18 protein-coding genes and 1 tRNA gene are annotated in these 24020 nt (G+C 70.5%); 14 read left to right on the forward strand and 5 right to left on the reverse strand.

Annotated elements, in window-relative coordinates:
- Nucleotides 1–206 precede the first annotated feature (206 nt).
- The 4 genes from OG607_RS29500 (at nucleotide 207) to OG607_RS29515 (ending at nucleotide 6005) form a co-directional block, all read left to right on the forward strand.
- Nucleotides 207–2447, forward strand: coding sequence for an ATP-dependent RecD-like DNA helicase (locus tag OG607_RS29500; protein ID WP_405729936.1), 2241 nt, complete (start codon nucleotides 207–209; stop codon nucleotides 2445–2447).
- A gap of 132 nt (nucleotides 2448–2579) precedes the next feature.
- Nucleotides 2580–3869 carry a citrate synthase gene (locus OG607_RS29505; RefSeq protein ID WP_329317642.1) on the forward strand — a complete coding sequence of 430 codons (1290 nt, stop codon included), beginning with the start codon at nucleotides 2580–2582 and terminating at the stop codon, nucleotides 3867–3869.
- 421 nt (nucleotides 3870–4290) lie between these two features.
- Complete coding sequence (locus OG607_RS29510) at nucleotides 4291–5037, forward strand: SDR family oxidoreductase (RefSeq protein ID WP_329317643.1); 747 nt, start codon at nucleotides 4291–4293, stop codon at nucleotides 5035–5037.
- A 200-nt stretch (nucleotides 5038–5237) separates the two neighbouring features.
- Nucleotides 5238–6005 (forward strand): DedA family protein, encoded by a 768-nt coding sequence (locus OG607_RS29515; protein WP_405729940.1) that lies wholly within the window; start codon nucleotides 5238–5240, stop codon nucleotides 6003–6005.
- Between the two features lie 39 nt (nucleotides 6006–6044).
- Here the strand turns inward: OG607_RS29515 and OG607_RS29520 are convergent, their stop codons facing one another.
- Nucleotides 6045–6683, reverse strand: a complete 639-nt coding sequence (locus OG607_RS29520; RefSeq protein ID WP_405729943.1) for a TetR/AcrR family transcriptional regulator — start codon at nucleotides 6681–6683, stop codon at nucleotides 6045–6047.
- A 125-nt stretch (nucleotides 6684–6808) separates the two neighbouring features.
- Between OG607_RS29520 and OG607_RS29525 the strand changes: the two genes are divergently transcribed.
- Complete coding sequence (locus tag OG607_RS29525; RefSeq protein ID WP_405729945.1) at nucleotides 6809–9109, forward strand: MMPL family transporter; 2301 nt, start codon at nucleotides 6809–6811, stop codon at nucleotides 9107–9109.
- A gap of 3 nt (nucleotides 9110–9112) precedes the next feature.
- Here OG607_RS29525 and OG607_RS29530 read toward each other — a convergent pair whose 3' ends face one another.
- The gene (locus OG607_RS29530) at nucleotides 9113–9316 is read right to left on the reverse strand and encodes a MarR family transcriptional regulator (protein ID WP_329317647.1); all 204 of its coding nucleotides are present in this window, start codon (nucleotides 9314–9316) and stop codon (nucleotides 9113–9115) included.
- A gap of 280 nt (nucleotides 9317–9596) precedes the next feature.
- Here OG607_RS29530 and OG607_RS29535 point away from each other — a divergent pair, with 280 nt between their 5' ends.
- Nucleotides 9597–11627, forward strand: coding sequence for a M3 family metallopeptidase (locus OG607_RS29535; RefSeq protein ID WP_405729948.1), 2031 nt, complete (start codon nucleotides 9597–9599; stop codon nucleotides 11625–11627).
- A gap of 17 nt (nucleotides 11628–11644) precedes the next feature.
- On the opposite strand, the gene recQ is transcribed toward OG607_RS29535, so the two are convergent.
- On the reverse strand, nucleotides 11645–13483 hold the full coding sequence (recQ, locus tag OG607_RS29540) for a DNA helicase RecQ (protein ID WP_405729951.1): 1839 nt from the start codon (nucleotides 13481–13483) through the stop codon (nucleotides 11645–11647).
- A gap of 176 nt (nucleotides 13484–13659) precedes the next feature.
- On the opposite strand from recQ, the gene OG607_RS29545 reads away from it, so the two are divergent.
- Complete coding sequence (locus OG607_RS29545; protein ID WP_405729954.1) at nucleotides 13660–14748, forward strand: CaiB/BaiF CoA transferase family protein; 1089 nt, start codon at nucleotides 13660–13662, stop codon at nucleotides 14746–14748.
- A 113-nt stretch (nucleotides 14749–14861) separates the two neighbouring features.
- On the opposite strand, the gene OG607_RS29550 is transcribed toward OG607_RS29545, so the two are convergent.
- Nucleotides 14862–14934, reverse strand: a tRNA-Arg gene (locus OG607_RS29550).
- Nucleotides 14935–15234: 300 nt separating this feature from the next.
- Between OG607_RS29550 and OG607_RS29555 the strand changes: the two genes are divergently transcribed.
- The 7 genes from OG607_RS29555 (at nucleotide 15235) to OG607_RS29585 (ending at nucleotide 23518) form a co-directional block, all read left to right on the forward strand.
- Nucleotides 15235–16839, forward strand: a complete 1605-nt coding sequence (locus OG607_RS29555) for a dynamin family protein (RefSeq protein WP_405729957.1) — start codon at nucleotides 15235–15237, stop codon at nucleotides 16837–16839.
- Complete coding sequence (locus OG607_RS29560) at nucleotides 16836–18470, forward strand: GTPase (RefSeq protein WP_405729960.1); 1635 nt, start codon at nucleotides 16836–16838, stop codon at nucleotides 18468–18470. Before OG607_RS29555 ends, OG607_RS29560 begins: the two co-directional genes overlap by 4 nt.
- Nucleotides 18471–18573: 103 nt before the next feature.
- Entirely contained in the window at nucleotides 18574–19002 is a 429-nt protein-coding gene (gene ssb / locus OG607_RS29565; RefSeq protein WP_405729963.1) for a single-stranded DNA-binding protein, read from the forward strand.
- 215 nt (nucleotides 19003–19217) lie between these two features.
- Nucleotides 19218–20609 (forward strand): Cys-Gln thioester bond-forming surface protein, encoded by a 1392-nt coding sequence (locus tag OG607_RS29570; RefSeq protein ID WP_405729966.1) that lies wholly within the window; start codon nucleotides 19218–19220, stop codon nucleotides 20607–20609.
- A 145-nt stretch (nucleotides 20610–20754) separates the two neighbouring features.
- Nucleotides 20755–22419 (forward strand): energy-dependent translational throttle protein EttA, encoded by a 1665-nt coding sequence (ettA, locus tag OG607_RS29575; RefSeq protein WP_405729969.1) that lies wholly within the window; start codon nucleotides 20755–20757, stop codon nucleotides 22417–22419.
- A 2-nt stretch (nucleotides 22420–22421) separates the two neighbouring features.
- Complete coding sequence (locus OG607_RS29580) at nucleotides 22422–22835, forward strand: acyl-CoA thioesterase (RefSeq protein ID WP_405729972.1); 414 nt, start codon at nucleotides 22422–22424, stop codon at nucleotides 22833–22835.
- Nucleotides 22832–23518 carry a hypothetical protein gene (locus tag OG607_RS29585; RefSeq protein WP_405729975.1) on the forward strand — a complete coding sequence of 229 codons (687 nt, stop codon included), beginning with the start codon at nucleotides 22832–22834 and terminating at the stop codon, nucleotides 23516–23518. The genes OG607_RS29580 and OG607_RS29585 overlap by 4 nt, the downstream gene beginning before the upstream one ends.
- 6 nt (nucleotides 23519–23524) lie before the next feature.
- On the opposite strand, the gene OG607_RS29590 is transcribed toward OG607_RS29585, so the two are convergent.
- Entirely contained in the window at nucleotides 23525–23929 is a 405-nt protein-coding gene (locus OG607_RS29590; RefSeq protein WP_405729978.1) for a globin, read from the reverse strand.
- Between the last annotated feature and the right edge of the window lie 91 nt (nucleotides 23930–24020).

The raw sequence follows: 24020 nt of genomic DNA on the forward strand, positions 1-24020 counted from the left end.
TCGGGCGGGGCATTTGCCCTTGAACCGCCCCGGATCCTATCCCGCGCTCGACGGGTGACCCGGAATCGGACCGTCCGGTTCCGGACGGCAGACGGAATCTTCGATGCCAGGCCGGCGTACGGAGTTATCCACAGGCGCCGGGCGGATTGTCGGCGGTCGGCGGTACCTTCGGAGCAGATCGCTGATGCGGGGAGGAGGCCCTGACCGTGGGGGAGTTCAAGGGGGAGGCCAAGGGCGAGTTCAAGCTGGCCGTCGTCGAGGGCGTCCTGGAGCGGATCACCTATGCGAACGAGGACAACGGCTACACGGTGGCCCGCGTCGACACCGGACGGGGCGGCGGCGATCTGCTGACCGTCGTAGGGTCGCTGCTCGGTGCCCAGCCGGGCGAATCCCTGCGCATGGAGGGCCGTTGGGGCTCCCACGCGCAGTACGGCAAGCAGTTCACCGTGGAGAACTACACAACCGTCCTGCCGGCCACCATCCAGGGCATCCGCCGCTATCTCGGCTCAGGGCTCATCAAGGGCATCGGACCCCGGATCGCCGACCGGATCGTGGAGCACTTCGGCACCGACACCCTGGAAGTGATCGAGGGCGAGCCCAAGCGCCTCATAGAGGTCCCCGGGCTCGGCCCCAAGCGCACCAAACTCATCGGCGCAGCCTGGGAGGAGCAGAAGGCCATCAAGGAGGTGATGGTCTTCCTGCAGGGCGTCGGAGTCTCCACCTCGATCGCGGTCCGGATCTACAAGAACTACGGGGACGGATCGATCTCCGTGGTCAGGAACCAGCCCTACCGGCTGGCCGCCGATGTCTGGGGCATCGGCTTCCTCACCGCCGACCGGATCGCGCAGGCCGTCGGGATACCGCACGACAGCCCGGAAAGGGCCAAGGCCGGGCTCCAGTACGCCCTCTCGCAGGCTACGGACAGCGGGAACTGCTTCCTCCCCGAGGAGCGGCTCCTCGCCGACGCCGTGAAGCTGCTGCAGGTCGACACGGGGCTGGTGATCGACTGCCTGGACGAGCTGGCGAAGGAGGAGGGCGTCGTCCGCGAGGCTGTGCCCGATCCGGAGGGCGGCGATCCGATCAGGGCGGTCTACCTGGTGCCGTTCCACCGCGCCGAGATCTCCCTGGCCGGTTCGCTGCTGCGGCTGCTGCGGGGCCCCGAGGACCGGATGCCGGCCTTCCGGGACGTCGAGTGGGACAAGGCACTGGCCTGGCTCGCCGAGCGTACGGGGGCGGATCTGGCGGCCGAGCAGCAGCAGGCCGTGCGGCTCGCGCTGACCGAGAAGGTGGCGGTCCTCACCGGCGGGCCGGGCTGCGGCAAGTCCTTCACCGTGAAGTCGGTGGTGACCCTGGCCCAGGCCAAGAAGGCCAAGGTGATCCTCGCCGCCCCCACCGGGCGGGCCGCCAAACGGCTGGCCGAGCTGACCGGCGCCGATGCCTCGACCGTGCACCGGCTGCTGGAGCTCAAGCCCGGCGGGGACGCCGCCTATGACCGGGACCGGCCCCTCGACGCCGACCTGGTGGTGGTCGACGAGGCCTCGATGCTGGACCTGCTGCTGGCCAACAAGCTGGTCAAGGCGGTGCCGCCGGGCGCTCACCTGCTCTTCGTGGGCGATGTGGACCAGCTCCCCAGCGTCGGCGCGGGTGAGGTGCTGCGGGATCTGCTGGCCGACAGCGGCCCGGTCCCGGCGGTCCGGCTCACCCGGATCTTCCGGCAGGCCCAGCAGTCCGGCGTCGTCACCAACGCCCACCGGATCAATTCCGGGCTCTCGCCCGTCACCCAGGGCCTGCCCGACTTCTTCCTCTTCCCCGAGGAGGATTCCGAGGAAGCCGGCCGGCTCACCGTCGATGTCGTCGCCCGTCGCATCCCGCAGAAGTTCGGCCTCGATCCGCGCCGGGACATCCAGGTCCTGGCCCCCATGCACCGCGGCCCGGCCGGCGCGGGCGTCCTCAACGGACTCCTCCAGCAGGCCGTCACCCCGGCTCGCCCCGATCTCCCCGAGCGGCGCTTCGGCGGCCGCACCTTCCGCGTGGGCGACAAGGTCACCCAGATCAGAAACAACTACGAGAAAGGGACGAACGGCGTTTTCAACGGCACTGTCGGCGTCGTCACCTCGCTGGACACCGTCGAGCAGAAGCTGACGGTCCTGACCGACGAGGACGAGGAGATTGCGTACGACTTCGACGAACTCGACGAGCTGGCGCACGCCTATGCCGTGACCATCCACCGATCCCAGGGCAGCGAGTACCCGGCGGTGGTGATCCCCGTCACCACGGGGGCGTGGATGATGCTCCAGCGCAATCTGCTTTACACAGCCGTCACACGTGCAAAACAGCTGGTCGTACTGGTCGGCTCGCGCAAGGCGATCGGCCAGGCGGTCCGCACGGTCTCGGCGGGCCGGCGATTCACGGCTCTCGACCATCGGCTGTCCGGGGCCGCAAAATAGGCACTGGGTGCCAGCGATCGACCCTATGGGCGACCCCGAGTGCACGAGGTCGTGCCAAATGGGGGACAGTAGGGGTAGTCAGGGCACCTCGAAACCTCGATGAAGAGGCCACGACGTCGGTGAGGGAATGACGTGAGCGACAACTCAGTAGTAGTGCATTACGGGGACAACGAGCACCGCTACCCGGTGATCGAAGGAACCGTCGGCGACAACGGCTTCGACATCGGCAAGCTGCGTGCCGACACCGGTCTGGTCACCCTGGACAGTGGTTACGGCAACACCGCGGCCTACAAGTCCGCGATCACCTACCTCGACGGCGAGAAGGGCATCCTGCGGTACCGGGGCTACCCGATCGAGCAGCTCGCCGAGCGCGGCAGCTTCCTGGAGACCGCCTATCTGCTGATCAACGGCGAGCTCCCGACCGTCGACGAGCTCTCCGTCTTCCGCGGCGACATCACCCAGCACACGTTGCTGCACGAAGACGTCAAACGGTTCTTCCAGGGCTTCCCGCGCGACGCCCACCCGATGGCGATGCTGTCCTCGGTCGTCAGCGCGCTGTCCACCTTCTACCAGGACAGCCACAACCCGTTCGACGAGAAGCAGCGCTACCTCTCCACGATCCGGCTGCTCGCCAAGCTTCCGACGATCGCGGCGTACGCGTACAAGAAGTCCATCGGCCACCCCTTCGTCTACCCGCGCAACGACCTCGGCTACGTCGAGAACTTCCTGCGCATGACGTTCGCCGTGCCGGCGGAGGAGTACGAGCTCAACCCGGTCGTCGTGGACGCCCTGGACAAGCTGCTCATCCTGCACGCGGACCACGAGCAGAACTGTTCGACCTCCACGGTGCGCCTGGTCGGCTCCTCGCAGGCCAACCTGTTCGCCTCCATTTCCGCGGGCATCAACGCCCTCTGGGGGCCCCTGCACGGTGGCGCCAACCAGAGTGTCCTGGAGATGCTGGAAGGCATCCAGGCCTCCGGCGGCGATGTCGACTCCTTCATCCGCAAGGTGAAGAACAAGGAGGACGGCGTCCGGCTGATGGGCTTCGGGCACCGGGTCTACAAGAGCTTCGACCCCCGCGCGAAGATCATCAAGTCGGCCGCGCACGATGTCCTCTCCGCGCTCGGCAAGTCCGACGAACTGCTGGACATCGCCCTCAAGCTCGAAGAGCACGCGCTGAGCGACGAGTACTTCATCCAGCGCAACCTCTACCCGAACGTGGACTTCTACACCGGTCTGATCTACCGGGCCATGGGCTTCCCGAGCACCATGTTCACCGTGCTCTTCGCCCTCGGCCGGCTCCCCGGCTGGATCGCCCAGTGGCACGAGATGATCAAGGAGCCCGGCTCCCGCATCGGCCGCCCGCGCCAGATCTACACCGGCGTCGAGATCCGCGACTACATTCCGGTCGAGGGCCGCTGACCCGAATCGCGGCGGAGGCCAACCGCCTCCGGACATACGAGGAGCGCCCCGCGCCCAATCCCCCCACGGGTTGGACACGGGGCGCCCTCGTTCCCCGGAGCGGCTCCCCCCACGGGGCCGTACCGGGCGTTCTTTGGGTGCGTTCGCCTTGACAGGACCAAGCCGTCCGGGAGGGCCGCTCAAAGCTCTCCGGGCACTTCGTCCCGGCAATGCGACCGGGCTGTCCCCCAAAGACAACCCGCTCATCATCTCACCGAGACCGCCGGATGCCCGGTGTCTTCGCTCGGATAGACCTGCCTCTAGACCAAAAGGTTACGTTCCAGCCACCGTGATCTGTGCCTCTCCGCCGATATTGACCCCCGATGAAGCGTCCTGAACCGCGTCCCGTAGCGTGCTGTCCCTCCTTGAGGGGCGGAGAGTGATGTCGGAGAACGCGAGTGTGGGCCGGAACGTCGTTGTCACCGGCGGTGGGACAGGCATCGGGCGGGCCGTGGCCACCCGGTTCGCGGAGGCGGGTGACCACGTCACCATCGTCGGCCGTCGCCGCGAGGTGCTCCAGGCCACGGCCGAAGAACTACGTACCAAATACGACCTCGATGTGACACCGGTGGCCTGCGATCTCGCCGATCCCGATGATGTCGAGGCCGTGCTTGACCGGCTGCCGCGCCGTATCGATGTCCTGGTCAACAACGCGGGCAGCCGTGAGCTCGCGGTCGGCGCCGGACCGCACGGGGTGCTCGCCCGCTGGCGCGGCGACTTCGAGCGCAATGTGCTGACCGCCGTCCTGGTGACCGAATCCGCCCGCGACCGCTTTCCCGAGGGCGGCCGGGTGATCACCGTCACCTCGGTGGCCGCCATGCACGGCGGTGGCTCGTACGGGGCCTCCAAGGCCGCCCTGCACGCCTGGAACCACTCCCTGGCCGCCCAGCTCGGTCCCCAGGGCGTGACCTGCAATGTGGTCGCTCCCGGCACGGTCGCCGGAACCGAGTTCTTCGGCGCGCGGCTCAATGACGCGGAGTTGACCCGGCGGGCCGGCCGCACCCTGATCGGCCGGGTGGGCCGCCCGGCCGATGTCGCGGCCGCCGTGGTCTTTCTGGCCTCGCCGGAGGCGGGCTTCATCACCGGCGAGATCCTGCAGTGCAACGGCGGCGAGCTGCTCGGCCGTTGACCGCTCCCCGGAAGGGGGCGTACTCCCCAGGGACGAGCCGCGCCGCCGCGCCTGGGCCCTGAGGATGACGGCTTCTTGGGAATCCCCTGGGAATGCCCCTATCCCTGTTAAATCGGATTGCCCGCCCCGTCCTGCGCCTGTCAGCGTTGAGCAGGGCGCCCGGGAGGGGAACCGGGAAGACCGGGAAGAGGGGTGGCGGCGTGGACGTTGCACATCTTGTGTCGTCCTTCGACTTCACGGCCGGTCTGGACGCGTATCTGCGGGACGGTCACGTGATGCTGGCGTACGCGGTGCTGGCAGCCACCACCGCGCCTCCGCTGGTGCCCAATGCGGCTCTGCTGGTCACCGGCGGGGTGCTGGCCGCCCAGGGGCGGCTCAGTATCGCGCTGGTCCTGCTGGTGGTGGCCGGCAGCGCTCTCACCGGTGACCTGCTGATCCACCGCATGGGCCGCGCGGTCAGCGGCCGGGTGCTCACCCGGCTCTACCGGCGGCCGCGCCGCCGGGCCCTCCTGGAATGGGCCAGTTCACGGATACAGCGGTATGGCGTGCCGTTCGTCGTCGGCGTGCGCTTCCTGCCCAGCGGCCGGCTCTTCGGCGGCCTCGCGGCCGGGATCGTGCGGTATCCGGCCCGCCGCTACGCCATCGGGGCCGGCCTCGCCGAGGGCGTCTGGGCCACGTATTCGGTGGGCCTGGGCTACTTCGGCGGGCTCGCCACCTCGAATTCGCTGTACGCGGTCGGACTGGGGCTCGGCGTCTCGCTGCTGGTCGCGGCTCTGGGCGGGCTCGTGCAATGGGCCGCCCGGCGGCGTGGCCGCAGTACACAGGGAGCGGAGCTGGTGGTGGCGGCGGGCGGCGGCGCGGTCGTGCCGGGCGCTGTGGTGCCGGGCGCGGTGGTGCCGTCGCCCCCGGCCGCGTCCACCGGCGGCATCAAGAGCGCCGCGAACGCGGGCAGCGGGCAACCGACCTGACGGGTCATGTTTCGCCAGTTGTTGCCGGGGCGGGCCTTGTCACGCCTGAGGGACGGCCATCGCCTCGGTGCCGACGCGTGGGGCGAGATAGCCGTACAGCGCGCTCTTGAGCTCGGCGATGTAGGCGTCGCGCTCGGTGTCCTCGCGTGCGAGTACGAGGGTGAGGCCGGCCTTGAAGAGCCCGAAGACCATGTCCGCGATGCGGGCCCGTTCGGCCGGGGAGAGCGCCGGTGCGCGCAGGCCGAGCAGCGTGTTGACGCGTTGGGTCAGGGAGATGTGCAGCGCGTCGTGCTCCTTGGTGAGCGCACCGGGTACGTCGCTGTCCCGGACCAGGGCGAGGAAGACCGGGTTCTGGCAGTTGAACTCGACGAACGGGTCGACGATGACGTCGATCATCCGGTCCAGCGGCAGCGCCGCGTTCTCGGCGGTGAACAGCTCGCCGTGGGCCTCCAGCATGCGGTGGTGGAGCGTGCTGCCCAGTTCGATGGCGATGGCTTCCTTGTTGGGGAAGAACTGGTAGAGCGTGCCGGGCGAGACGCCTGCCTCGCGGGCGATCGCGTTCGTGCTCGCTGCTGTGTACCCGACCTTGCAGAACACGCCGGCCGCGGCCTCGAGAAGCTGAGCCACGCGCCGCTCGCCGCGGGCCTGGCGGCGGCGCGGCTTCTGCTCATCGGACACGGACACGTGTAAGCCCCAATCACTGTTGACAAACGCGAGAGATCGCTCGCATATTTGAGAAATGCGAGTGGTAACTCGTGTTCGCCAGTTTACGGCGGTTCCAAGGGGGAGGGGACACCTCTGCAATGCCTGATGTCAACCGAGAGCATCCGGATCACGCGCCCGCGGCAAGCGGCTGGACCCGTGTCGTCACGGCCCGGCCGCGGCTCACCCTCTTGCTCGCACTGCTCTTCACCGCCCTCGCGGTGGTCGCCGGAAGCGGCGTCGCGGACCGGCTGGCCAGTGGCGGCTGGGAGGCCCCGGACTCGCAGTCGTCCTACGCCACCAATGCCCTGCAGCGGTATTTCCCCGACTCGCAGCCCAATCTGATCCTGCTCGTCGACAGCCGCGGAGCCGGCGTGGACGACCCGGAGGTCGCGGCCGAGGGGCGCGCTCTGTCCCGCAGGCTGGACGCCGACAAGGCCGTCACCGGCGTCACCTCGTACTGGGACACGGCGGCCCCCGCGCTGCGGGCCGAGGACCGGGGCGAGGCGATGATCGCGGCACGGATAGGCGGCAGCGACGATGCCGTCGCCAAGGCCCTCGACCGCATCGCGCCCGAATTCCGGGGCCGGCAGGGGCTTGTTCAGGTGCGGGTCGGCGGTCTGGCCGAGGTCCGGCACGAGATGCAGAGCACCATCAAGGAGGATCTGGCGCGCGCCGAGCTGATCGCACTGCCGGTCACCCTCGTACTGCTGGTGATGGTCTTCGGCAGCGCGATCGCCGCTCTGCTGCCGCTGGGCGTCGGCATCGCGGCCATCCTGGGGACCAATGCCGTGTTGCGCGGCATCACCGAGTTCACCGATGTGTCGATCTTCGCCCAGAATCTCACCACCGCCCTGGGCCTCGGACTGGCCATCGACTACGCCCTGTTCATTGTGCGGCGCTTCCGCGAGGAGCTGGCGGCGGGGGCCGAGCCGCTGCCCGCCGTGGCGGCCACGCTGCGCACGGCCGGGCGCACGGTGCTCTTCTCCGCGCTCACCGTCGCCGCCTCGCTCGCTGCGATGTTCCTCTTCCCGCAGTACTTCCTGCGGTCCTTCGCCTACGCGGGGATCGCGGTGGTCCTGCTGGCCGCCGGGGCCGCGCTGGTCATCCTGCCCGCTGCCCTGGTCCTGCTGGGCCACCGGGTCAACGCTCTCGACCTGCGGAAGGCATTGCGGCCGCTGCGCCGGAAGACGGCCGCTGCGTCCGCCACACGTGAGCCCGGCGCGGGCTACGCGCGGCTGGCCCGGCTCGTGATGCGGCGGGCTCCGCTGTTCGCCATCGCCACCATCGCGGCTCTGGTGCTGCTCGGCCTGCCCTTCCTGCAAGTGCGCTTCGGCACGGCCGACGACCGGCAGCTGCCCGCGACGGCCGAGGCGCACACCGTCCAGCAGCACATACGGGACGAGTTCCCCGGCAATCCCGGCGGCGAGATCACGGTCCTCGCTGAAGGCGGTCCCGGCGCCGCGCAGCTCGCCGACTACAGCGCCCGGCTCTCCCTGCTGCCCGGGGTAGTCGTGGTCGACGGCCCGGCCGGCCAGTACGCCCAGGGCAGCCGGGCGGCCGCACCCGGGCCGGCTGAGGCAGCCCGGGCGTCGGGCGGGGCGGCCTATCTGACGGTGCTGCCGAAGGGTGAGGCCGTGGATGCCTCCAGCCAGAAGCTGGTCGGTGAGATACGGGCGGTGGACACGCCGTTCCGTGCCTCGGTCACCGGCACGGCCGCCGTCCTGGTGGACACCAAGGACGTGATCGGCGACCGGCTGCCGTGGGCGGCAGCCCTGATCGCGGCGGTCACCCTGCTGCTGGTGTTCCTGCTCACCGGCAGCGTGGTGATTCCACTGCAGGCGGTCCTGCTCAACGCGCTGAGTCTCACGGCGATGTTCGGAGCCGTGGTCTGGGTGTTCCAGGACGGTCACCTGTCGGGGCTGTTCGGCTTCACCGCCACCGGAAGCATCGAGACGACGCTGCCCGTGCTGATGTTCTGCGTGGCCTTCGGCCTGTCGATGGACTACGGGGTCTTCCTGCTGTCCCGGATAAAGGAGGAGTACGACCGCACCGGCGACCACCAGGGCGCGGTGGTCTTCGGGGTACGGCGCACCGGCGGGCTGATCACCGCCGCCGCCGTGATCCTCGCCGTCGTCATGGTGGCGATAGGCACCTCCCGGATCGCCAACACCAAGATGCTCGGCCTCGGCATCGCCCTGGCCGTCCTGATGGACGCCATGGTGGTGCGCACCCTGCTGGTGCCGGCCGTGATGCGGCTGACCGGCCGGGCCACCTGGTGGGCCCCGCGGCGCCTGCGTGCTCTGCACGACCGCTTCGGCCTCAGCGAGGGCGGCGGGGAGACTGCGGAAGTCCCGCGCCGCGAAGCGGAACGGGACTCCGAGCCCGTGAATTCCGTCTGACCGTCAGTCAGGATCCCGGCGGCCACGATTGCCCGGCCGCCGGGAACTCCACATCCGGATCGTGTCCGCGTACCAGAAGGGCTTGCCGCCCTCCACGACATCCGGAGAAGGCAGATGGCCGTGCTTGCGGTAGGAGCGCACGGTGTCGACCTGCACCCTGATGTGTGCGGCGATCTCGGCGTATGACCACAACGACCGATCGGTCATCGCGCGTACCTCCCATGGATCGGCTGTCGGAGCGACAGCTTCGCCGGGACAAACGACACGCTTTGATGGCTGAACGGGGCTGTTGGTCATCTGTTACTCGGAACCTGTGTAACAGTGACAAATGTAGCGATCCTTTCACCGACAAATTATGCGAACGATCGCGCTGATATCGCCGAAGCGCTGCTCAGTGCGATCCGCTCGAAGGCCGGCTCGGCAAGGTCGGAGTCCGCCTGGAGCAAAACCGCAGGACCGCTTCCGCCCGCCGACATAGGGTCGTTCCGTGACGCCGACGAACCCCTTCTTCAGCCCGAGCACCCTTCCGTACGGACTGCCGCCCTTCGCGGAGATCCGCGAGGAGCACTACCGTCCGGCCTTCCGCCGGGGCATGGCCGAGCAACTGGCCGAGGTCGCAGCTGTGGCGGCGAGCGAGCATCCGCCGACGTACGAGAACACGATCGTCGCGCTGGAGCGCACCGGGGCGCTGCTGCGGCGGGTGTCGCACGTCTTCTTCAACCAGGCGTCATCGGACACCAATGCCGCCCTGCAGGAGATCGAGGCCGAGGTCAGCACCGAGCTCGCCGCGCACCGTGACGCGATCCATCTCGACGCCGGGCTCTACGCCCGCGTCGAGGCGCTGTACGACACACGGCACGAACTCGGCCTGGACGCCGAGTCCCTGCGGCTGCTGGAGCGTTACCACACTCGATTCGAGCGGGCCGGCGCCCGGCTCCCGGAGGCCGGCCGGCAACGGCTGCGCGAGCTGAACGCGCGGATCGCCGCCGCTTGCACCGCCTTCGAGCAGAATCTGTTCGCCGGTACGAAGGCCGCCGCGCTCGTCCTGGACAGCGCCGACGAACTGGCCGGGCTCTCCCCGGGCGCCGTCGCCGCGGCCGCCGAGAACGGCCGCTCCCTCGGCCACGACGGCAAGTACGTGCTGAATCTCAAGAACTTCTCCAACCAGCAGGAGCTGGCATCGCTGGAGCGCCGGGACGTACGCGAGCGCCTGCTCGCCGCGTCCCTCGGCCGTGGCCTCGGCGGCGCCAACGACAACCGTGGGCTCGCCGTCGAGCTCGCCCGGCTGCGCGCCGAGCGGGCCGCACTGCTCGGCCACGACAGCCACGCCGCCTATGCCGTCGCCGACCAGACCGCCGTCACCACCGAGGCCGTCACTGAGATGCTGGCCCGGCTCGTGCCGCCCGCCGTTGCCAATGCCGAGCGTGAGGCCGCCGCCCTGGCCGCCGCCTCAGGGCAGCAGGAGATCGCCGCCTGGGACTGGGCGTACTGGTCGGAGAAGGTCCGCAAGGCCGAGTACGACATCGACTCCGCCGCCATGCGCCCGTACTTCGAGCTCGACCGGGTGCTGACCGACGGAGTCTTCCACGCCGCCGGGCTGCTCTACGGGCTGAGCTTCACCGAGCGCACCGACCTGACCGGCTATCACCCCGACGTCCGGGTCTTCGAGGTCTTCGAGGAGGACGGCAGCCCTCTCGGCCTCTATCTCGGCGACTTCCACGCCCGCGCCTCCAAGCGCGGCGGCGCCTGGATGAACAACCTGGTGGACCAGTCCGCGCTGCTCGGTGAGCGCCCCGTCGTCGTCAACAACCTCAACATCGCCCGGCCCGGGCCCGGCGAGCCCACCCTGCTGACCTTCGACGAGGTCAACACCCTCTTCCACGAGTTCGGCCATGCCCTGCACGGCCTGTTCTCCGACGTCCACTACCCCTTCTTCTCCGGCACCGCCGTACCGCGTGACTTCGTCGAATACCCTTCGCAGGTCAACGAGATGTGGGCGGTCTGGCCCGAGATCCTGGCCAACTACGCCCGCCACCACGAGACCGGCGAGCCGATGCCACAGGAGCTCGTGGCCCGGATGGAGGCCGCCGAGCGCTTCGGCCAGGGCTTCCGTACGGTCGAATACCTGGCCGCGACCCTGCTGGACTGGGCCTGGCACACCATCCCGGCGGCCGCCGACCCCGGTGACGCCGAGGCCTTCGAGGCCGCGGCGCTGAAGGACGCCGGAGTGGCGCTGCCCGCGATCCCGCCGCGCTACCGGTCCACGTACTTCGCGCACATCTTCGCCGGCGGCTACAGCGCGGGCTACTACTCCTACATCTGGAGCGAGGTGCTGGACGCCGACACGGTGGAGTGGTTCAAGGAGAACTGCGGCCTGCGCAGGGAGAACGGTGACACCTTCCGCCGCGAACTGCTCTCCAAGGGCGGCAGCGTCGACTCCCTGACCGCCTTCGCGGCCTTCCGCGGGCGGGCACCGCGCATCGAGCCGCTGCTGGAGCGCAGGGGACTGACGGGCTGAGCGCCGTCGCCGCTCGGCTACTCCCGGTCGGCGGCGAGCGTGTCGAGGATCTGCTGTCCGTACTTGGCCAGCTTGTTCTCGCCGACGCCGCTGACCGTGCCGAGCTCGTCGAGCGAAGTCGGCGGAGCGGTCGCGATCTCGCGCAGGGTCGCGTCGTGGAAGATCACATACGCGGGCACGCCCTGCTCCTTCGCGCTGGCCGCCCGCCATGCGCGCAGCAGCTCGAACACCGGCACGGCCTGCTCGGGCAGGTCGACGGGGACCTTGCCGGACTTCCCCGGCTTCGAGGCCTTGGCGGCCTTCGCCGCGCGTGCGGCCTTCTCGGGCTCGCGGCGCAGCTGGACCGGGTGCCGTCCGCCGAGGACCTCGGCGGACGTTTCGGTGAGCACCAGCGTGCCGTAGTCGCCCTCGACGGCCAGCAGGCCCTGCGCGAGCAACTGGCGGACGACGCCGCGCCATTCGGCCTCGCGCAGCTCGGTGCCGATGCCGAAGACCGACAGGGCGTCGTGGTCGAACTGGATGACCTTGGCGGTCTTCTTCCCCAGCAGGATGTCGATGACCTGCCCGGCCCCGAACTTCTGGCCGCGCTCGCGCTTCAGCCGTACGACGGCCGACAGCAGCTTCTGTGCGGGGACCGTGCCGTCCCAGGACTCCGGAGGCGTGATGCATGTGTCGCAGTTGCCGCAGGGGCCCGATTCCTGGCCGAAGTACGCGAGGAGGCGCACCCGCCGGCACTCCACGGTCTCGCACAGCGCCAGCATGGCCTCCAGATGGGCGGCGAGGCGGCGCCGGTGGGCATCGTCGCCGTCGGAGGTGTCGATCATCTTGCGCTGCTGGACGACATCCTGGAGCCCGTAGGCCAGCCAGGCGGTGGAGGGCTGGCCGTCACGGCCGGCGCGGCCGGTCTCCTGGTAGTAGCCCTCGATGGACTTGGGCAGGTCGAGGTGGGCGACGAAGCGCACGTCGGGCTTGTCGATGCCCATGCCGAAGGCGATGGTGGCGACGACGATCAGACCGTCCTCGCGCAGGAAGCGTGACTGGTTCGCGGCGCGCGTGCGCGCGTCGAGCCCCGCGTGGTACGGCACCGCCTCGATGCCGCTGCTCACCAGGAACTCGGCGGTCTTGTCCACCGATGCGCGCGACAGACAGTAGACGATGCCCGCGTCGCCGGGGTGCTCGTTGCGCAGGAGGTGCAGCAGCTGCCGCCGGGGCTCGTCCTTGGGCGCGATGCGGTACTGGATGTTCGGCCGGTCGAAGCTGGCGACGAAGTGCCGCGCGTCCTGCAACTTCAGCCGCGCCGCGATCTCCCCGTGGGTGGCCTCGGTGGCGGTCGCGGTCAGCGCGATGCGCGGGATGTCGGGCCAGCGCTCGTGCAGCTCGGACAGTGCGAGATAGTCCGGCCGGAAGTCGTGCCCCCACTGTGCGACGCAGTGCGCCTCGTCGATCGCGAACAGTGAGACCTTGCCCCGGTCCAGCAGGCGTAGCGTCGCCTCGACCCGCAGCCGCTCCGGCGCCAGGTAGAGCAGATCCAGCTCACCGGCGAGGAACTCGGCCTCCACCAGCCGCCGCTCGTCCATGTCCTGCGTCGAGTTCAGGAACCCGGCCCGCACCCCGAGCGCCCGCAGCGCGTCCACCTGGTCCTGCATCAGCGCGATCAGCGGCGATACGACGACCCCGACCCCGTCCCGTACGAGGGCCGGGATCTGGTAGCACAGCGACTTGCCGCCACCGGTCGGCATGAGCACCAGCGCATCACCGCCGGAGACCACATGATCGATGATCTCCTGCTGCTCGCCGCGGAAGGCGTCATAGCCGAAGACGCGGTGCAGTACGTCGAGGGCGCGCTCGGCAGTCATCCGGGCAGTCTACGGTTGCGGGACCACCGTCCCAAAGCGACCGGTGAGGGTCGTGCGCAGGCCCGGGCGGCGATACTGATCGGTATGGACACTCCTGCGGAGCTCGGGGAATTCCTGGGGACCGGGCGGACGCGGCTGCCCCTGCCGCGTGCCGGAGCCGATCCGGAGGTGAGGGCATGGCAGGACCGCTGAGCGGACTGCGCGTGGTCGAGCTGGCGGGGCTCGGCCCGGCGCCGCACGCCGCGATGGTGCTGGCCGACCTGGGCGCGGACGTCGTACGGGTCGAACGCCCCGCGAACCCTCGCACCAGGGACCAGATGCTGCGGGGCCGCCGGACGGTCGCCGCCGACCTCAAGGACGCCGCGGACCGGGAGGGCGTCCTCGCGCTCGCCGACCACGCGGACGTACTCCTGGAGGGCTTCCGCCCCGGGGTCGCCGAGCGGCTGGGCGTCGGTCCGCAGGACTGCCTCGCCCGCAACCCGCGCCTGGTCTACGGCCGGATGACCGGCTGGGGCCAGGACGGCCCCCTCGCCCCACGTGCCGGTCACGACATCAACTACCTCTCCCTGACCGGCGCTCTGCACGCCATCGGCCGCCCGGGCGAGCCCCCGGTTCCGCCCCTGAACCTGGTCGGCGACTTCGGTGGCGGCTCGATGTTCCTGGTCACCGGCGTGCTGGCGGCACTGTGGGAGCGGGCGCGGTCCGGGCGCGGCCAGGTCGTGGACGCGGCGATGACCGACGGCATCAGCGTGCTGCTGCAGATGACCTGGAGCTTCCGCGGCATGGGCGTGTGGTCCGACGAGCGCGGCGCCAACCTCGTCGACGGTGGTGCCCCGTTCTACGACACGTACGAGTGCGCCGACGGCCGCTTCGTCGCCGTCGGCGCGATCGAGCCGCAGTTCTACGCCGCCCTCCTGGCCGGCCTCGGCCTCACCGATGCCGGCTTCCCGTCCCGCGACGACCGTGCCGACTGGCCCGAGCTGCGCCGCCGCCTCGCCGCTGCCTTCGCCTCCCGCCCCCGCGACGCCTGGACCGAGGTCTTCGCCGGCACCGACGCCTGCGTCACCCCCGTGCTCCGCTTCGACGAGGTCGCCGCCCACCCCCACAACGCCCATCGCCGCACCATCACAGACCTCGAGGGCGTCCCCCAGCCCGCCCCCGCCCCCCGCTTCTCCCGCACGGTGCCCGACACTCCCGCCGCCCCGCCCACCGGGCCGGTCGCCCTGGAATCCGTACGGGCGGAGTGGGCCCGCCCGGCGGACTGAGCACCTTCGGAGCGCCCCCGCGGGCGTTTACGCTCTCGCAACGCGGCCCTGGTTAGAGTGCACCTGACAGAGAAAAGCCCTCCGTGAAGGAGGGCCGGATTCAACGGGCGGAGTGCCCCGGGCAGGACTCGAACCTGCGGCCAAGTGCTTAGAAGGCACCTGCTCTATCCACTGAGCTACCGGGGCTGGACCGTGGCCGCCCGCGGCCGTGACCTTGCCGGGGACAAGGATAGGGCGCGTCGGGGATGCGGCCGGTTGCTTCGCCTGGTCAACACGATGTGTAGGTTCGGTGAAGCGGTCTGATAATCGCAGGCAGGTGTCAATGGCGCACCGGTTTTGGCGCCCCAGACGACGGCTGTTGTGTACTCGTTATGCCGGTGCCTCATCCTGCTCTTCTGTCCCCTTTACTGCATCCATGCGGGCTGAAAGGCGTGAAGTGGACGGAATAGGCTTCAAAAGCCCACCAAAATGGGGCATTCTCCCCTTGTGGCGATCTTGGACGTACGGCCTGAGCTGCTAGACGCGCTGTCCGCGCTGCGCGACCGTGTCGAGGCCGCGTGTTTCCCCTTCCCGCTCCCGGGAGCCGCTCGCGCCTGGCGGACGAGACAGGAGATGCTCGCGCAGCTCGACGACTATCTGGTGCCCCGGTTGCGGGCCCCCGAAGCGCCGTTGCTGGCGGTGGTCGGGGGATCCACCGGGGCGGGGAAGTCGACGCTGGTGAATTCGCTGATCGGACGGCGGGTCACCGAGGCGGGGGTGCTGCGGCCGACGACACGGACGCCGGTGCTGGTCTGTCATCCGCAGGACCGGGCGTGGTTCGCGGACCCGCGGATCCTGCCGGGGCTCGCGCGCGCCTGGGCGCCGCGCCCCAGGTGCGAGGAGGACGCCGGCGAGTCGGAGGAGGGGGAGCGGGACGAGGGGCGGCTGTGGCTGCGGCTGGAGACGGACGAGACACTGCCGCGCGGGCTGGGGCTGCTCGACGCCCCCGACATCGACTCGCTTGTCACCCGCAATCGTGAACTCGCCGCGGAGCTGATCTGCGCCGCCGACATCTGGATCCTGGTCACCACCGCCTCGCGCTACGCCGACGCGCTGCCCTGGCATCTGCTGCGCACCGCAAAGGAGTACGACGTCACGCTGGCGACCGTCCTGGACCGAGTGCCGCACCAGATCGCCGACGACGTCTCCCGGCACTATGCGGCGCTGCTCGCCAAGGCCGGACTCGGCGACGTACCGCGCTTCACCGTGCCCGAACTCCCCGAGTCGGCGGGCGGCGGCGGGCTGTTGCCGCACACCGCTGTCGCCGCGCTCGGCGGCTGGCTCGCGCACTGCGCGCAGGACCCGGCGGCACGTCACCAGGCGGCCCGGCGCACGGCGGCGGGGGTGCTGGAGTCGCTGCGCACGCGCATGCCGGAATTGGCCGGGGCATCGGCCGCACAGCACGCGGCCGCGCAGCGCCTGGCGCGGTGCGTGGACGAGGCGTACGACGAGGCGGGCTCGCGGATCCTGGCCGCCGTCGGCGAGGGAGCGACGCTGGCCGGGGAGGCGCTGGCGTGCTGGCGCGGCTATCCCGACTGCGGGCCGGAGGCGCTGCAGTCGGCTCTGGCGGAAGGGCTCGCGGCGCTGCTCCGTACGGAGATCGCGGCGGCGGACGAGCGGACGCTGCGGGGCTGGCGCCGCGACCGGGCCGGCATCGCGCTGCCCGAGGCGGGGGAGGTGTCCGGGACGGCGGTCGGCGAAGCGGTCCGCCAGTGGCGGCGGGGGCTCACCAGGCTTTCGTACGACCTGTGTCCGGGCGCGGAGACCGTGGACCCGGAGGACGCCGCCGCGCTGCTGGCCACCGCGGTGCTCGGCGGCCGCCGGGGCTGCGCTGCGGGCGAGCGGCTGGCGGAAGTCCTCGGTGCGCAGACCGCGTTGCGAATCCGCGACCGGGCCAGGGACGGGCTCGACGCGACGGTGGAGGGCCTGCTGCGCGGCGAGCGCGAGCGGCGGCTCGGCCCGGTGGACGCCCTCGATGTGACATCACGGCAGCAGGCGGAGCTGATCGCCACGTTGTCGGTACTGCAGAAACTGCAGAAGGAGCGCGCATGACCACGACGGACGGTGCGCTCGGGGCGCGCCTGGACGCCCTCGGTGAGCTGCTCGGGCTTTCCCGCACCAGGGTCAGCCCGGACGCGCTCGCCGAGACCGGCGAACTGCTCGACCGCATCGCACAGCGCCGCAGACTCTCGCCCGACCACACGGTTGTGGCGCTGGCCGGGGCGACCGGGAGCGGCAAGTCGACCCTGTTCAACACTCTCGCGGGGCTTGAGCTGTCGGAAACCGGCGTGCGCAGGCCGACCACCTCGGCGCCGGTCGCCTGCGCATGGGACCCCGAGGGCGCGGCCGGGCTGCTCGACCGGCTCGGCGTCGCCGCCAAGGACCGCTACGCGCGGCGCAGCGCGCTGGACGACGCCGGTAGCGAGATCGGCAGCCGGTCCGACGGGCTTGTGCTGATCGATCTGCCGGACCACGACTCGGCGGCGGCCGGGCACCGCGAACAGGTCGACCGGCTGCTGAAGCTGGTGGATGTGGTGGTCTGGGTGCTCGACCCGGAGAAGTACGCGGACGCCGCGCTGCACGAGCGCTATCTGCGGCCGTTGGCCGGCTACGCCGATGTCACGCTGATCGTCCTCAACCAGGTGGACCGGCTGCCCGGCGACGCGGCCGACCAGGTCCTCGACGACCTGCGGCGGCTGCTCGACGAGGACGGACTGGCCGTCGGCGAGCACGGCGAGGCGGGGGCGACCGTGCTGGCGGTCTCCGCGCTGACCGGGGACGGGGTGGCGGACCTGCGGGCCGCGATCGGGCAGGTCGTCGCCGAGCGCGATGCCGCGAGCCGGCGGCTGGCGGCGGATGTGGACCGTACGGCGGCGCGGCTGCGGCCGGTGTACGTGGCCCGGGATACCGCAGTGGGCGGCGGTTGCGGGCTCACGGACCTGGCGCGGGAGGAGTTCGCCGGGCGGCTGGCCGCCTCGGTGGGCGCGGTGGCGGCCGGGCAGGCGGCCGAACGGCAGTGGGCGTGGGCGGCGGCGGAGGCCTGCGGCACGCTCTGGCAGCGGCTGGCCAGGCGCCGCCGGCGGGCCCTGGCCCCGCTCCGGTCGGGGGCGCTGACGGGAACGGGCCCGGTCGCCTCCCGGCCGGTGGTGGACGAGGCGGTACGGGTCGTGGCCGCCGAGGCGGCAGCTGGTCTGCCCGCGCCCTGGGCGCAAGCAGTACGCGACGCAGCCCGGCGCGGCGGTGAAAAGCTGCCCGACGCGCTGGACGCGGCGGCGGGACGGGCCGAACCGGGTCCGCATGCCGGGCCCCGCTGGTGGTCGGCGGTCGGCACCGCGCAGTGGCTGCTCGCCCTGCTCGCGTCGGCGGGCCTGGTGTGTGCGGGCGCTGTCCTGTCGGGCGCCGTCGCCCTCTCGTGGTGGCTGCCGCTGGCCCTGCTGGCCACCGGCGCCCTCGGCGGCCCGCTGCTGGCCCGGGCCGGCCGGATCGCCGCACGCGGCCCGGCCCGGCGCCACGGACAGGCGGCGGAACGGCGGCTTCGGGACGCGGCGGCGGACTGCGGCCGGGCGCGGGTGCTGGAGCCGGTCGCGGCGGAGCTGCTGCGCTATCGCGAGGTGCGGGAACAGTACGGGGTCGTGGCCGGCAACCGCCTCCGGGTGACGGAGTTGTCCGCAACCAGCCAGTAATCCCGGGTTATCCACAGGTTGAAGATGGTTTCTCCAAAGCCGCCCGGGCGGGTGCACGATTGTTCTCGTAACGATCGGCGCCCGAAATGGGGGAGGACCCGGAATGAACGAGACGCTGGTGACCATCGTCGGCAATGTCGCCACCCAGCCCGAATTCCGCAGGACACCGGCGGAGGTGCCGGTGGCCCGGTTCCGGCTGGCCACCACTGCCCGCCGCTGGGACCGGGCGAGCGGCGCCTGGTCCGACGGACACACGAGTTTCTACACGGTGTGGGCCTGGCGGGGCCTGGCCGAGAACGTGATGGCGTCGGTGGGTGTCGGGGAACCTCTGGTGGTCCAGGGCAGATTGCGGGTGCGCGAGGAGGAGCGGGAAGGCAAGAAGTGGACCACGGCCGAGATCGACGCGGTTGCCGTCGGGCATGATCTGTCGCGCGGGACCTCGGCCTTCCGCCGGGTCTCCCAGGGTCGGCCGGAACTGGTGGTCAGGGATTCCGCCCGGGAATACCCGCAACCGGTGACTGTGTCCGGATAATTCGGACAGAGTTCGAGGGATTTATCGACAATCCGACCCCGGGGATCTTGTGCATTCACCTCGGGCGATAACGATTGCGATTCGAATGAGGGCGGGGGTGTGAATCCTCACGGAGTCTTCAGAACAGCTTCCTAGGATTCGTTGGGTACCGCACGGTTCACAGCTGCAGGCGAGGCACTCCCCCCATTGACCGGCCTCGCCCGGAGGGGAAATCCATGTTCCACGTACGGAGGCGGAGCGCTGCCCGCCTGGCCGCCGCGATACTGGCCTCGGGTCTGGTCGCCGCAGGCGCGATAGCCGGTGCCGGGTCCGCCGCGGCGGATGATGTGACCCCCACCGCGGGAGGTGCCACCGCGGTTCTGGGCGGGCTCAAGACGTACGGTGACGCGGTCATCCATGAGGACGCGGGCGACCGTGAGGTCTCCGCCGGGCTGTTCGAGATGTCCGTCGACGGTGGCGGGACCATCCAGACGTACTGCATCGACATCAATCACCACACGCAGAAGGACGCCTCCTACAAGGAGGTGCCGTGGAGTGCGTCGTCGCTGCACGACAATGCCGATGCCAAGAAGATCAACTGGATTCTGCAGCACTCCTATCCGCAGGTGAACGACCTCGCCGCGCTCGCCGGCACGGCTGCCTCGGGCACGCTCACCGAGCAGACCGCGGCCGCCGGCACGCAGGTCGCCATCTGGCGCTTCTCCGACGGTGTGGACGTCGACGCGAGCGACCCGGCCGCCGAGAAGCTGGCCGACTACCTGGAGAAGGCCGCCCAGAACACCGAAGAGCCCGAGGCGTCGCTGAGCCTCAGCCCGACCGCGGTGTCCGGCAAGGCCGGCGAGAAGCTCGGTCCGGTCACCGTGCACACCAACGCGGACACCGTCAGCGTCGGCCTCACGCCCAGCGCCCCCTCGGGCGTCAAGCTGGTCGACAAGGACGGCAAGGAGGTCACGTCCGCCGCAGACGGCTCGGAGCTGTACTTCGACGTCCCGGCCGGCACCGAGGGCACGGCCGCGCTGAGCGTCTCGGCGACCACCGCGGTGCCGGTCGGCCGCGCCTTCACCGCCGTCGACAGCACCAGCCAGACCCAGATTCTGGCCGGATCCAGCGACAGCACCGTCACCGCGGCGGCAACCGCCACCTGGGCGAAGAAGGGCGCGATACCCGCAGTCTCCGCCGAGGTGAACTGCGCCAAGGGCGGTGTGGGCGTGACCGCGGCCAACGAGGGTGACGAGGACTTCACCTTCCAGCTCGCGGGCAAGGAGTACACCGTCTCGCCCGGCGGGTCCGAGACCATCACCGTGCCGGTGGCCGAGGACCAGGCGTACAGCATCACCATCACCGGTCCCGACGACTTCACGAAGACCTTCGAAGGAGTCCTGGACTGCGAGACCGCCGCCACCGGCAGCGCCAGTCCCTCCTCCTCGCCCAGCACGGCCTCGGCCGGCGGCACCTCCGAGGTCACCACCACCGGCGGCGACCTCGCCGAGACCGGCGCCAGCAGTGCCACCCCGGTCATCGCCGGCGTCGCGCTCGCCCTGCTCGTGATCGGCGGCGGCGCTGTCTTCCTCCTGCGCAAGAAGAAGCCGGGCCGCTCCGCGGAGTGAGCGGGCACTGACCGGCATCGACCCAGCCGTAAGGGGGCGGATCTCACAGGGGCCGCCCTCTTACGCGTTTCCGCCCGGGGGCGGCCGTACGGCAAGATGGGGGTATCTGCTATCTGCCCACTCATCGAATGCCGGACGGTTTCTCTTGGCTGAGTTCATTTACACCATGCGCAAGACGCGCAAGGCGCACGGCGACAAGGTGATCCTGGACGACGTCACCCTGAACTTCCTGCCCGGCGCCAAGATCGGCGTCGTGGGACCGAACGGCGCCGGTAAGTCCACGGTGCTCAAGATCATGGCCGGCCTGGAGCACCCCTCCAACGGTGAGGCTTATCTCTCGCCCGGTTACAGCGTCGGCATGCTCCTGCAGGAGCCGCCGCTGGACGAGTCCAAGACCGTGCTGGAGAACGTCCAGGACGGCGTGGCCGAGGTCAAGGGCAAGCTCGACCGGTTCAACGAGATCGCCGAGCTCATGGCGACCGACTACTCCGACGAGCTCCTCGACGAGATGGGCAAGCTGCAGGAGCAGCTCGACCACTCCAACGCCTGGGACCTCGACGCCCAGCTGGAGCAGGCCATGGACGCCCTGGGCTGCCCGCCCGGCGACTGGCCGGTGGTGAACCTCTCCGGTGGTGAGAAGCGCCGCGTCGCGCTGTGCAAGCTGCTGCTGGAGGCCCCGGACCTGCTGCTGCTCGACGAGCCCACCAACCACCTGGACGCCGAGTCCGTCCAGTGGCTGGAGCAGCACCTCGCCAAGTACGCCGGCACCGTCGTCGCCGTGACCCACGACCGGTACTTCCTGGACAACGTCGCCGAGTGGATCCTGGAGCTCGACCGCGGCCGCGCCCACCCCTACGAGGGCAACTACTCCACCTACCTGGAGAAGAAGGCCTCCCGCCTCAAGGTCGAGGGCCAGAAGGACGCGAAGCGCGCCAAGCGCCTCAAGGAAGAGCTGGAGTGGGTCCGCTCCAACGCCAAGGGCCGCCAGGTCAAGTCCAAGGCCCGCCTCGCCCGTTACGAGGAGATGGCGGCCGAGGCCGACAAGATGCGGAAGCTGGACTTCGAGGAGATCCAGATCCCGCCGGGCCCGCGCCTGGGTGCGATCGTGGTCGAGGTCACCAAGCTCTCCAAGGCCTTCGGTGACAAGGTCCTCATCGACGACCTGTCCTTCACCCTGCCGCGCAACGGCATCGTGGGCATCATCGGCCCCAACGGCGCCGGCAAGACCACGCTGTTCAAGATGATCCAGGGCCTGGAGACCCCCGACTCCGGCGAGATCAAGGTCGGCGAGACCGTCAAGATCTCCTACGTCGACCAGTCCCGCGCCAACATCGACCCCAAGAAGACCCTCTGGGCGGTCGTGTCGGACGAGCTGGACTACATCAACGTCGGCCAGGTCGAGATGCCGTCCCGGGCCTATGTGTCCGCGTTCGGCTTCAAGGGCCCGGACCAGCAGAAGCCGGCAGGCGTGCTCTCCGGCGGTGAGCGCAACCGCCTCAACCTCGCGCTCACCCTCAAGGAGGGCGGCAACCTGCTGCTCCTCGACGAACCGACCAACGACCTCGACGTCGAGACCCTCGGCTCGCTGGAGAACGCGCTACTCGAATTCCCCGGCGCGGCGGTGGTCATCTCCCACGACCGGTGGTTCCTGGACCGGGTCACCACCCACATCCTCGCCTACGAGGGCGAGAGCAAGTGGTTCTGGTTCGAGGGCAACTTCGAGTCGTACGAGAAGAACAAGGTCGAGCGGCTCGGCCCGGACGCGGCCCGTCCGCACCGCGCCACCTACAAGAAGCTGACCCGGGGCTGATCTTGCGGCATATCTACCGCTGCCCGCTGCGCTGGGCGGACATGGACGCGTACGGCCACATCAACAATGTGGTCTTCCTCCGCTACCTGGAGGAGGCGCGCATCGATTTCCTGTTCCGCCCGGACAAGAACTTCAAGCAGGGGTCCGTGGTGGCGCGCCATGAGATCGACTACAAGCAGCAGCTCAAGCACCGGCACGAGCCGGTGGACATCGAGCTGTGGGTCACGAAGATCAACGCGGCCTCCTTCACCGTCAGCTACGAGGTCAAGGACAAGGACCCCGACCACGTCTACGTCCGGGCATCGACGGTGATCGTGCCGTTCGACTTCGAGGCGCAGCGCCCGCGCCGGCTCACGACCGAGGAGCGCGCCTTCCTGGAGGAGTACCAGGACGGCGAAGAGGCAGTCGCGGCATGACCGCCCTGCACCTCGCCGAGGCCGGGGAGGCGGAGGCAATCGCCGCCTTCCTGGCCCGGCTGCTCCGCTGGGACAAGACCGCCGCGGTGCGGCTCCAGGCCGCCGGCGGTGTGCTCGCCGTCTTCGGCCAGCCGCCCTTCGGCGGGGTCCTGGCGATACGTACGGCGGAGCTCGCGGCGCCCGTCGAGCTGGACGCCACCGTCTCCGCCGGGCAGCTTCTCGACGGAATCGAGGAGCCGTCGGCCACGGTCCCCGTCCCCGGCTCCGTCACCGGCCCCGCCTGGGCCGGGCTGCTGCCGCCGCGCGCAGGGTGGCAGCGGGTCGAGGGCCTGCCCTCCACCGACGACATCCGGGCCGCCGCGGCCGCCGGAGTCGCCGAATTCCGCGCCCGCACGGAGCAGTTGGCGCCGGACGCCCGCACCCGCGCGGCGCTCGACGCCATCGCCGACGACATCTGGTCCCGGCAGCTCGGTGCCACCGGCCTCCCGCTCCGGGCGGTCCACGCCGCCCACGCCCTGGGCTTCCTGCGGCCGGTGCGCATGCCTGTGCCGGCGCCGCGCGAAGCCTCCCCCGACGCCCTCGCCCTGCTCACCGCCGGGCCCTGGCTCCGGCTGCGTACGCCCTACGGGTCGGTCGCGGTACGCCGTGCCTCGGGGCTCGGGCTGAGCGTCACACCGGCCTGACGTGCCTCAGCCGGCCGTGTTCACCATCGACGCGGCCGCGTAGACCAGGTAGTCCCACAGCTGCCGCTCGTAGTCCGGCCGCAGGCCGAGCTCGTCGACCGCGTCGCGCATGTGGCGCAGCCACGCGTCATGCGCAGCCTGGTCCACCTGGAAGGGCGCGTGCCGCATGCGCAGGCGCGGGTGGCCCCGGTTGTCGCTGTAGGTGCGGGGGCCGCCCCAGTACTGCATGAGGAAGAGCGTGAGGCGCTCCTCCGCCGGGCCGAGGTCCTCCTCCGGGTACATCGGCTTCAGGAGAGGGTCCTGGGCGACGCCTTCGTAGAAGCGGTGCACCAGGCGGCGGAAAGTCTGCTCGCCGCCGACCGCCTCGTAGAACGTCTGCTGCTCAAGGGTGCCGTGCGGGATCTCAGTCACCCCTCCATGTTCTCAGACGCCCCGGCGGAGGGCTCTGGCCCTAGGACCCGTCCGGCGACCGCGGCCCGGCGACCACGGCCACGGCCGTCCT

It is taken from the genome of Streptomyces sp. NBC_01537, from assembly GCF_045040445.1.
Classification (GTDB): domain Bacteria; phylum Actinomycetota; class Actinomycetes; order Streptomycetales; family Streptomycetaceae; genus Actinacidiphila.

Excerpts from the sequence above, each read along its gene's own strand:
- OG607_RS29560 (WP_405729960.1), top strand. The coding sequence starts at position 16,836 with ATGACCACGACGGACGGTGCGCTCGGGGCGCGCCTGGACGCCCTCGGT.
- OG607_RS29510 (WP_329317643.1), top strand. The coding sequence starts at position 4,291 with ATGTCGGAGAACGCGAGTGTGGGCCGGAACGTCGTTGTCACCGGCGGT.
- OG607_RS29570 (WP_405729966.1), top strand. The coding sequence starts at position 19,218 with ATGTTCCACGTACGGAGGCGGAGCGCTGCCCGCCTGGCCGCCGCGATA.
- OG607_RS29530 (WP_329317647.1), bottom strand. The coding sequence starts at position 9,316 with ATGACCGATCGGTCGTTGTGGTCATACGCCGAGATCGCCGCACACATC.
- OG607_RS29525 (WP_405729945.1), top strand. The coding sequence starts at position 6,809 with ATGCCTGATGTCAACCGAGAGCATCCGGATCACGCGCCCGCGGCAAGC.
- OG607_RS29545 (WP_405729954.1), top strand. The coding sequence starts at position 13,660 with ATGGCAGGACCGCTGAGCGGACTGCGCGTGGTCGAGCTGGCGGGGCTC.
- ssb (WP_405729963.1), top strand. The coding sequence starts at position 18,574 with ATGAACGAGACGCTGGTGACCATCGTCGGCAATGTCGCCACCCAGCCC.
- recQ (WP_405729951.1), bottom strand. The coding sequence starts at position 13,483 with ATGACTGCCGAGCGCGCCCTCGACGTACTGCACCGCGTCTTCGGCTAT.
- OG607_RS29585 (WP_405729975.1), top strand. The coding sequence starts at position 22,832 with ATGACCGCCCTGCACCTCGCCGAGGCCGGGGAGGCGGAGGCAATCGCC.